The following is a 7,270-nucleotide window of genomic DNA, read 5'->3' as shown; positions in this document are numbered from 1 at the left end:
GGACGCGATCGTGGGAGATCATCATGAAATATCTGGCGGCAATCTTTTCGCGGCAGGGTTTTGTCATCCTGTTGCTGTCGGCACTTCTTGCCGCCTGCACCGTCGTCGTCGATGACGGACCAGGGCCGCGTCCGCGTCCGCCCCGGCCGGAACCGCAATATTGCAGCAAGCAGTACGAGCCGGTCTGTGCGCGGCGCGGCGGCGATCGCCAGACCTTCGCCAATGCCTGTCTTGCCGACCGGGCCGGCTACCGCATCGTGCGCGACGGTCCGTGCCGCGACGGTGGCGGCGGTGGCGGCGGCGGCGGTGGTGAAGAGCAGACGTTCTGCACCCGCGAATATGCGCCGGTGTGCGCGCGCCGGCATGGCGAGATGCGCACCTTCCCCAATTCCTGCGAAGCCCGTGCCGCGGACTATCGCGTCGTTGGCGACGGGCCGTGCTGAGAACGCTGCGCCTCGTTGAGGACGACAAGCATCAAGCCGTCGGTTTCACCTGGCGACAGTCGGCGATGAACTCGGACGCGGGCATGGGTCTGGCAAACAGCCGGCCCTGGCCGTAGTCGACGTCGCGCGCCGCGAGGTGGTCGGCCTGCGCCTGCGTTTCCACGCCTTCGGCAACGATCTTCAGCTTTAGTGTCTTGGCCATGTCGATGATATATGGGGCGACGGAACTGGTGGCGGAATTCGTGCTGATCGTATCGATGAACGATTTGTCGATTATGAGCGCATCGAGCGGCAGCCCCTCGAGATAGGACAGGCTGGAGTAGCCGGTGCCGAAGTCGTCGATTGCCACTGCGTGGCCAAGTTCGTGGGCACGAACGAGCGTTGAGCGGGCCGAGTTGATATCGATGAACGCGCGCTCCGTGGCCTCGAGCAGATTTGCTGGGGCCGGTCCCGGTGTGCTGATTTGATTTTTCCGCACCGACGAAAGGACGAGACAGCAAGCGAAGCCTTGAACCTGCGGCGCCGATGGCCTAGATCGCCACAGGCGGATAAAACACGGCAGGTTTCCCATCAACAGAGATCAAAGACGAGCGGCGGGTGCGGGAGCCAGGTCTGGCGCAGGCGGACAGCCGCCGCTGGGCCTCGACCAGTATGTGCAGCAGGCGTTGCAACTGCATCAGGCCGGGCGCCGGCAAGAGGCTGAGACGATCTACCGGCAGGTGCTGGCGCGTCAGCCCAAGCACGCGGCCGCGGCGCATTTCCTGGGACTGCTGCTTCACCAGACCGGGCGCAGCGAAGAAGGGCTGGATCTCATCGAACGGTCGGTGAGCCTGCAGCCGACGAATCCCGATTTCCTCAACAATTTCGGTACGGTGATGCGCGACCTCGGCCGCCCTGCTGCGGCCATCGATTTCTTCCGCGGCGCAGTGGATCTGCGGCCGGATCAACTCGCGGCGCGCGACAATCTCGGCTCATCGCTGAAACAGGTCGGCCAGTTCGAAGAGGCCGAAGAGATTTATCGCGGCACGGTTGCACGCAATCCATTTCATGTGCGCGCCCGCATCGGGCTTGCCGAAACCCTGCAGGAAGCCGGGCGGCTGGATGAGGCGCTGGCTGCCTTCCGCGAAGCGCTGGCGATCCGACCCAAGGATGCCGACCTGCTGCACGGGCTCGGCGTCGGGTTGATGGAAAAGGGCAAGCTCGACGAGGCGGCCGACCTGTTCCGGCAGGCGTTGGCGATCAACCCCGCCATGGCCACAGCCTGGCTGATGCTGACGCAGGTCAAGCGCCAGAAGGAGCGCGACAGCGAACTTGGGGGCATGGAAGCCCAGCATGCCAAGGCGCCGCAGGACAGCCTGGCGCGCATGCAACTGTCCTTCGGACTCGGCAAGGCGAATGACGATCTCAGGGATTATGGCCGGGCCTTCGACTATTTCGCCGAGGGCAATGCGATCCGCCGCAAAGGCATCGACTACGACCAGGCCAGGACGCGGGCCGAGTTCGAGGCGATGAAGGCCACCTTCGATGCCGGCTTCTTCGAGAAGCACAGGCCCAGCTCAATCAGCGACGACACGCCGATCTTCATTGTCGGCATGCCGCGTTCGGGCACGACGCTGGTCGAGCAGATCATCGCCAGCCATCCGCAGGTCTATGGCGCAGGCGAGCTCAGCATATTGAAGAAGGCGGTCGGCAGGCAGTTCCCGGCGACCATGCCGGGTGGCTTCCCATGGGGCGTATCGGATACGGGCGATTCGGATTTTGCCGAGGCAGGCCAAGCCTATCTCGACATGCTCCATGCCCGCTATCCGAACATGCGCCACGTCACCGACAAAATGCCGGGCAACTTCCTGCTTGTCGGCTTCATCCACATGATGATGCCGAAGGCCAGGATCATCCACTGCGCGCGCGATGCGGCGGCCACCTGCCTGTCGATCTACAAGGTGCATTTCCGCGGCGACAGCCATCGCTATGGCTACGATCTCGGCGAGCTCGCCGACTTCCACAATCTCTACACCGACATCATGAAGCATTGGCACACGGTGCTGCCAGGCGTCGTGCACGATGTACGCTACGAGGATTTTGTCGCCGACCAGGAAGGCCAGACGCGGGCATTGATCGCCCATCTCGGCCTGCCCTGGGACGACGCGGCACTATCGTTCCACGAGACCGACCGACCGGTGCGCACGGCTTCAGCCGCACAGGTGCGCCAGCCGATGTATCAGGGGTCGGTCGATCTATGGAAGCGCTATGGTGACCGGCTGAAGCCGCTTCTGGACAGGCTGGATTAGCGCAACGCTCTCTAGCTGATCGTGGCCTTAGAGATTGGCCTAAGCACCCGCGTCGTCATCCTAAGGCCTTCGCGACGGAGCTTCGCTCCTGCTTCGTCCTAGGATGACGAAGCTGAGGGGCTTCTGCCAATCTGCTACCGGCTGCTCAAAGCTCTATGAATGGCTTGAAGCCACCGAAGATCATGCGCTTCCCGTCGAACGGCATGTCCGCCCAATCGGCCTTCAGGCGCGGATCTGCCATCACTTTGGCCATGACGGCATCGCGGCTCTCCCGCGACTCATAGACGGCCCAGGCGAAGACGACGATCTCGTCGTCCTTGGCCTGCACGGCGCGCGGGAACGAAGTGACCTCGCCATAGGGCACGTCGTCGCCGATGCATTCGACATAGGCGAGCGCGCCGTGTTCCATCCATATAGGGCCTGCGAGGTTGGCCAGCCTCTTGTAGTTATCGAGATTTGCCTTGGGCACGGCAAGCACGAAGCCATCGACATAGGACATTGTGGGTCTCCTCCTGGAAGTTCACAATCCCTCACCGACGCCAGCCGGTGAGGGACTTCGCCATTGGCGATAAATCAGGCTTTCTTGACCGGCGCATTCATCGCCCATTCGACGCCGAACGGGTCGCGCATATTGCCCCACTGGTCACCCCAGAACATGATCTGGAGCGGCACGGCGACTTCGCAGCCGGCATCGACGGCGCGCTTCCACCAGGCTTCGATGTCGTCGCTGCCGAGGTGAAGCTGCATGGTGTAACCTTGCGGCTTGACGGCAGGCATGCCGTTTTCGGGATAGAAGTCGGAGAGCATCAGCGTCGAGCCGTTGATGTGGAGGTGGATGTGCATGGTGCGGCCTTTTTCGTCCGCCGGATAGGCAAAGACCTGCTCGGCACCAAAGGCCTTCTTGTAGAATTCGGCAGCCTTGAAGGCGCCATCCAGCTGCAGATAGGGGGTCAATCCGCCGAGCACTTTGGCCGCGGGCTGAACGGGGGTCTGATCGGTCATCTGTTGTTCCTCTTTGCGTTTGGCCTTGCGAGCCAAAGGACGGATGAGGTGCCGGCGTTCCTACATGGCCGGCAGATTTTTTTGGCCGACCGGCCCTGGACAGTCCACGCAGCCGCAGTTGGACGAGAGGCGTGAAACGAACTTGCGTCGACCGCGCCCAATCAGAGCGCAATTCTCTCGGCTCGCAGGCTAGAACAGATGGATCAGGCGAACGCCTCTTCAAATCCTGGGACGACAATGATCCTCTACTATCAGACCCACTCACCCTTCGCGCGCAAGGCGCTCGTCTTCGCCCACGAGGTTGGCATTGCCGATCGGCTGGAGGTCATTCATCACGAGACCAGTCCGACCTTGCGCAATGCCCGCGTCTACGCCGAAAACCCGCTCGGCAAAGTGCCGGTGCTGTTGCGGCCCGACGCGTCGCCGATCTTCGATTCCGATGTCATCTGCGCCTATCTCGACACGCTGCATGACGGTCGCAAGCTGCTGCCGCAGGACGGCGAGGCGCGCTGGCAGGCATTGCGGTTGCAGGCGGTCGCCCAGGGCCTGGCGCAGACGGGTATAGCCTTGCGCTGGGAGACGGAAAGGAGACCCGAAAAGTTGCGCTATGGTGCTCTCGCCGACGGATACCGGGAAAAGATCGAGGCGAGCTACGACTGGATCGAGAGCACGCTGGACGACGAGGCGCCGCTCCATATCGGCCACATTGCCTTGGCCACCGCGCTGTCCTGGATGGCGTTCCGTCACCTTCCGCCTTTTCGCTCACGGGCACTGCTGACGCGCTGGTTCGAGGCTTTCGAAAAACGCGTATCGATGAAGGCGACGCCGCTTTCGGGCGATACGCATGACTGACTGGCGCCCCGCGAGGTCAGGGGCGGCGGCCGTTTTGCGCATCGAAGACGTCCGGAAACCCGATATCCTTGCGCAGCGAGGCAGGCAGTGAACGCAGGACGCGTTCGCTGCGGTGACGAGCGCGCGCTGCCGCATACCGGGTTGCGATGCGACCGATGGACGAAAGAACCGACATGATAATTCTCCTGGGTTGGGCCGGCATCATCGTGTCGGCATCCCAAGGACGCGGCGGGCTGAGGCTATCCGACAGATCGTCGAGATTTTTTTATCGCTAGCTCCGTAGCCTGCTTGAAGCGGGTTGTTGCTAACGCGATTACTTCAGGCCGCGGTTTGTAGACGTTCGATTGTTTCAAGATCGGCCTTCTTCGCCTCTCCCTCTACGGCGAGGTCGTAGCTCGCCTGCATATTCATCCAGAACTGCGGCGTGGTTCCGAAGAACTTCGCAAGGCGCAAAGCGGTGTCGGGCGTTACCGGTGTCGTCTCGCTGGCCAGGCGCTCGATGCGTGTGCGGGGCACATGCAGCTTTTTGGCCAGCGTGTAAGGCTTCAGATTGAGCGGCACGAGATATTCCTCACGGAGAATTTCTCCGGGATGGATAGGTGGGTTGATGTTCAGCATTTTGAACCCTCTTCAATGATAGTCGGTGATTTCAACATCCTCCGCTTGCCCTTCCACCCACCTAAAGCAGAGGCGGAATTGATCGTTGATGCGGATCGAATGCTGGCCCGCACGGTTACCTTTCAGCGGCTCAAGCCTGTTGCCGGGAGGCGTCTTCAGATTCGACAGTTCGGCGGCGTTGTCGATCATGAACAGCTTCCGCTGGGCTGAGCGGACAAAGGTCCGATGGGAAGCCCTTCGGAGCCTTGCCGTTCGAAACGGCTTCGCTGGTCTTGTCTTTGGAGGAGCTTATCACCTTGCCGACCCGAGTGGCGTACCATGGCATGATACGCTTCGGAAGTCAAGAAGACGTCTCGTAACATGATACGAAACTCCGGCCTGCGCTCGACAGGCCGGAACTTCATCGGCAGTTTTGTTCACCGATTAGCCAGCGCCCTCCGCCACCGAGCGGAAGAAATCCTCTGGGTCTTCGACTTCGGTCAGCCGCCGTTTCTCGATCAGCCAGAAGCGGTTGCCGATGGCGCGGATGAAGGAGCGGTCGTGCGAGGCGAGCACACAGCTTGCCTGATGTGCCAGCAGTTCCGCTTCCAGGGCTTCCTGGCCGTCGATGTCGAGATGGTTGGTCGGCTCGTCCAGCAGATAGAAGTTGGGATTGGCGAGCCTCAGCGCCAGCATCATCAGCCGCGCCTTCTGGCCGCCGGACAGCGCACCGATCTTTTTCTCCTGCATCTCGATGACCACGCCGGCGCCTGCCAGCAGCGAGCGGGCACGCTGCTCGCCGACATCGTAGCGGCGCGAGACCAGCATCAGCGGCGTGTCGTCGCCGCTGATGCCCGACAGCGCCTGGTCGCTGTAGCCTAGCACCGTCGACGGCGTCACCTTCACATTCGGCACCGTGTCCGGTTCGACAATGGCATTGCGGATCAGGGTGACGAAGCGCGACTTGCCGACGCCGTTGCGGCCGAGCAGCACGATGCGGTCGCCCTGGCAGATATGGCGCTTGCCGGTTCGAAACAGCGGGGTGCCGTCGGGTGTTTCCACAGCCGCGTCGTCGAGCGTGATCAGCACCTTGGCGTGGGTGCCGCGATTGGCCAGTTTTATGGCACCCGCCGACTTTTCGCGGTGCGCCGGTGCGGCCGCTTCTTCCAGTTTTTCGGCCCGCAGGTTGAGCTGCTTGGTCTTCACCGTCAAAAGGTCGCTGCCCGAATTGATGCCGATGTTGTTGAGCTTGGCCGCCTGCCGGCGCAATTGCTGCGCCACCTTCATGTCGCGCTGGAACTTGCGCTCGGTCGAAGCATCGACCTCGTCGAGCGCCTGCCTGGCGCGGGAGTAGGGCAGGGCAAACACCGGCGACTGTTCCGGGCGCAGGAATAGGGTCCGGTTGGTGGTGGCGTCGAGGAAGGCGCGGTCGTGGCTGGCGATGACGACGGGCACCTCGCGCGGCAGCGTGTTCAGCCAGGTTTCGAGCTGGCTGATGCGGACAAGGTCGAGATGGTTGGTCGGCTCGTCGAGCAACAGCACGTCCGGATCGGTGACCCAGACGCGTGCGATTAGCGCAAGCCTCTGCCAGCCGCCACTCAGCGCCTGCATTGGCCGCTCGCGCATCGGCTCGGGCACGTCGAGTGAATCCAGAACCACGTCGACACGCCACATCTCGCTTTCGGCCTGCTCGGACGGCAAGGCATCCGCCACCACCTGCCGGAACGTACGGGTGCGAAGGACCGGGGCAACCGACTGTTCGACATGACCGACGCGCAGGCCGCGCGTGCGGGTGATGTCACCGGAGGTCGGCTCCATCCCGCCGGTCAGGCATTTCAGCAAAGTCGACTTGCCGCGGCCATTGGCGGCGACAATGCCGAGCCGGTCGCCGGTGCCGATGGTGAGGTCGAGATTGGCAAACAGCGGCGCACTCATGGTGACGCCGAGGGATTTGAGGCTGATCAGGGCCATTTGATTTCTCTGGTCTTGCCGGAGACTACTCCGGTCCACTTTGACGGTGCGCTTTCCGGCCATCAGGCTCGGCATTACGCACCACGAAGGGCAGACCAAAAAATCGAAGCGGGAAAA

8 protein-coding genes and 2 pseudogenes are annotated in these 7,270 nt (G+C 62.4%); 3 read left to right on the top strand and 7 right to left on the bottom strand.

The window, feature by feature from the left end; all coding sequences use genetic code 11:
- Positions 1-23 precede the first annotated feature (23 nt).
- The gene (locus EN949_RS13155; RefSeq protein ID WP_013530021.1) at positions 24-443 is read left to right on the top strand and encodes a Kazal-type serine protease inhibitor domain-containing protein; all 420 of its coding nucleotides are present in this window, start codon (positions 24-26) and stop codon (positions 441-443) included.
- Between the two features lie 31 nt (positions 444-474).
- Here the strand turns inward: EN949_RS13155 and EN949_RS13150 are convergent.
- Positions 475-913 (bottom strand): annotated as a pseudogene (locus EN949_RS13150) (EAL domain-containing protein); the annotation flags it as partial.
- Positions 914-1,108: 195 nt separating this feature from the next.
- On the opposite strand from EN949_RS13150, the gene EN949_RS13145 reads away from it, so the two are divergent.
- Positions 1,109-2,731 (top strand): sulfotransferase, encoded by a 1,623-nt coding sequence (locus EN949_RS13145; RefSeq protein ID WP_244514230.1) that lies wholly within the window; start codon positions 1,109-1,111, stop codon positions 2,729-2,731.
- Between the two features lie 145 nt (positions 2,732-2,876).
- On the opposite strand, the gene EN949_RS13140 is transcribed toward EN949_RS13145, so the two are convergent.
- Together EN949_RS13140 and EN949_RS13135 are read right to left on the bottom strand one after the other, a co-directional pair.
- Entirely contained in the window at positions 2,877-3,230 is a 354-nt protein-coding gene (locus tag EN949_RS13140; RefSeq protein WP_063168835.1) for a DUF1428 family protein, read from the bottom strand.
- A gap of 74 nt (positions 3,231-3,304) precedes the next feature.
- The gene (locus tag EN949_RS13135; protein ID WP_013530024.1) at positions 3,305-3,733 is read right to left on the bottom strand and encodes a glyoxalase/bleomycin resistance/extradiol dioxygenase family protein; all 429 of its coding nucleotides are present in this window, start codon (positions 3,731-3,733) and stop codon (positions 3,305-3,307) included.
- Between the two features lie 237 nt (positions 3,734-3,970).
- Between EN949_RS13135 and EN949_RS13130 the strand changes: the two genes are divergently transcribed.
- Positions 3,971-4,585 (top strand): glutathione S-transferase, encoded by a 615-nt coding sequence (locus tag EN949_RS13130; protein WP_063168834.1) that lies wholly within the window; start codon positions 3,971-3,973, stop codon positions 4,583-4,585.
- A 16-nt stretch (positions 4,586-4,601) separates the two neighbouring features.
- Here EN949_RS13130 and EN949_RS13125 read toward each other — a convergent pair whose 3' ends face one another.
- The 4 genes and pseudogenes from EN949_RS13125 to EN949_RS13110 all read right to left on the bottom strand — a co-directional run bounded on the left by EN949_RS13125 (position 4,602) and on the right by EN949_RS13110 (position 7,153).
- Positions 4,602-4,760: a hypothetical protein gene (locus tag EN949_RS13125; RefSeq protein ID WP_013530026.1), complete on the bottom strand. Its 159-nt coding sequence runs from the start codon at positions 4,758-4,760 to the stop codon at positions 4,602-4,604.
- A gap of 143 nt (positions 4,761-4,903) precedes the next feature.
- Entirely contained in the window at positions 4,904-5,203 is a 300-nt protein-coding gene (locus EN949_RS13120; RefSeq protein WP_027039367.1) for a HigA family addiction module antitoxin, read from the bottom strand.
- A gap of 12 nt (positions 5,204-5,215) precedes the next feature.
- Positions 5,216-5,498: pseudogene (locus tag EN949_RS13115) on the bottom strand (type II toxin-antitoxin system RelE/ParE family toxin).
- A 128-nt stretch (positions 5,499-5,626) separates the two neighbouring features.
- Positions 5,627-7,153 carry an ABC-F family ATP-binding cassette domain-containing protein gene (locus tag EN949_RS13110; protein ID WP_063168833.1) on the bottom strand — a complete coding sequence of 509 codons (1,527 nt, stop codon included), beginning with the start codon at positions 7,151-7,153 and terminating at the stop codon, positions 5,627-5,629.
- Between the last annotated feature and the right edge of the window lie 117 nt (positions 7,154-7,270).

Source organism: Mesorhizobium sp. M7A.F.Ca.US.007.01.2.1, from assembly GCF_003998165.1.
Taxonomy (GTDB): domain Bacteria; phylum Pseudomonadota; class Alphaproteobacteria; order Rhizobiales; family Rhizobiaceae; genus Mesorhizobium; species Mesorhizobium ciceri.
The sequence above is the reverse complement of the archived record's forward strand: the minus strand, read 5'-3'. Positions and strand labels throughout refer to the sequence as shown.

Excerpts from the sequence above, each read along its gene's own strand:
- EN949_RS13155 (WP_013530021.1), top strand. The coding sequence starts at position 24 with ATGAAATATCTGGCGGCAATCTTTTCGCGGCAGGGTTTTGTCATCCTG.
- EN949_RS13140 (WP_063168835.1), bottom strand. The coding sequence starts at position 3,230 with ATGTCCTATGTCGATGGCTTCGTGCTTGCCGTGCCCAAGGCAAATCTC.
- EN949_RS13135 (WP_013530024.1), bottom strand. The coding sequence starts at position 3,733 with ATGACCGATCAGACCCCCGTTCAGCCCGCGGCCAAAGTGCTCGGCGGA.
- EN949_RS13130 (WP_063168834.1), top strand. The coding sequence starts at position 3,971 with ATGATCCTCTACTATCAGACCCACTCACCCTTCGCGCGCAAGGCGCTC.
- EN949_RS13125 (WP_013530026.1), bottom strand. The coding sequence starts at position 4,760 with ATGTCGGTTCTTTCGTCCATCGGTCGCATCGCAACCCGGTATGCGGCA.
- EN949_RS13120 (WP_027039367.1), bottom strand. The coding sequence starts at position 5,203 with ATGCTGAACATCAACCCACCTATCCATCCCGGAGAAATTCTCCGTGAG.
- EN949_RS13110 (WP_063168833.1), bottom strand. The coding sequence starts at position 7,153 with ATGGCCCTGATCAGCCTCAAATCCCTCGGCGTCACCATGAGTGCGCCG.